Here is a 1,290-nt window from a genome sequence, read left to right as displayed (position 1 = left end):
GAACTCCATGATCAACGAAAGCCGCACCCGCCGTGCCCACCCCCATGCCATCTCGGCCTATCGGCGGACGCTCTAAGCAGAGCTCCGGCGTCCGGCCGGTTTCTTCCAGTACGCGGGGATCGACGCCGCGCTGTGGGAGCCATTCACTCAGATGGTCCGGTCCGCCTCGGGCAAGGCCGTCTTCTACGGCGAACAGAGCCACGCCCACGGCAACGGGCTACTCGGCCACGCCCGGCCCAGATGGCAAGGCGGCGACAGGAAGCTGACCGGTGTCGTCTGCCCTGACCCGGAAGCTCTGGCCGGATGGCCGACAGACCTGACGATTCTTGTGCACAATCAGACCTGGCTGTCACGGATCCAGACTGTGGCCAAAGTGTCGCTGAAGGTCGCCCTACTCAACCCCGTCACCGGGCGCTCCGCTTTCGTCCGCGTGCCATGAAGCATCCCACCGGACATACCGATGCCCAGGCTGCGCGTGGTGCCCAACATCCGGTGCAGCAGCCTCGGCAGAACCCGCTCACTGACACCCGACACCTGCTGTCGACGGCTCCCGTCGGGTATCCCCCAGGCGATCTGAGGTCGGGGGACCCGATCCATGCACAAACGGTCCCGTCCCCTGTCATGGAACAAGGGCCCGGGACCGTCAGCAGCAGCGTCAGCCGACTCGGACTGTGGCCTGTTCCGCGAGAGACCGTGCCAGTTCACCCATCCGAAGTGGGTCGCGCTTGAAGCCGTTGGTGCTCAGGAACTGAAGCAGAGTGAAGAAGGCGTCGTCACTTTCGATCTTCGTGTCCAGGAGCAGCGCGAGCTCGCCGGGCCGGTCAAACGGCACCTTCCTCAGGCGCGGCTCCGTACTGACCGTGTCCGGCGTGGACGAGTCTGTACGCGGTTCAGGAATCGACTCTGATGATCCGGGTGCTTCGTCGGCCGCAGCCGTCGCAGTGGCTTGCGAGTCGTCGGTGATTACGGCGTAATCATTCAGACCCGCAGCCTCCGGCACCTCCCCCGCCTGAACCACCTGTGCATCGTTGGTGATTACGCCGTGATCGCCAGCTGGATCAGGCTCCGCAATGTCAGCAGGGACGGGCTCCCCCGCTGCCTCACGGCTCCGGGACGCGCTCACGGAGGTCTTCTGCTCCTCCTTGCGGACTCGTTCTGACTTCAGCTCAGCAAGGGCGGCCGCCTGCTCGTCAGCAGGCTTGTTTCCGACGGCCCGCAGCAGATCAATAGGCTCTTCCCCGATGCGGGCCTGGAGCTCAGGGGTCAGGCCAAGGAGTGAGAGACGCTGCG

Annotated in this window: 1 protein-coding gene and 1 pseudogene; one reads left to right on the top strand and one right to left on the bottom strand. The window is 65.1% G+C overall.

What is annotated here, in order from left to right; genetic code table 11:
• Positions 1 to 151 precede the first annotated feature (151 nt).
• Positions 152 to 439, top strand: a complete 288-nt coding sequence (locus tag BM536_RS38975) for a hypothetical protein (protein WP_211363031.1) — start codon at positions 152 to 154, stop codon at positions 437 to 439.
• Positions 440 to 655: 216 nt separating this feature from the next.
• On the opposite strand, the pseudogene BM536_RS42020 reads toward BM536_RS38975, so the two are convergent.
• Positions 656 to 1,290: pseudogene (locus BM536_RS42020) on the bottom strand (ParB/RepB/Spo0J family partition protein); the annotation flags it as partial.

This window comes from Streptomyces phaeoluteigriseus, from assembly GCF_001896135.2.
Lineage (GTDB): Bacteria > Actinomycetota > Actinomycetes > Streptomycetales > Streptomycetaceae > Streptomyces > Streptomyces phaeoluteigriseus.
Note: the sequence above shows the minus strand (reverse complement) of the source record. Positions and strands in the feature narration are given on the sequence as shown.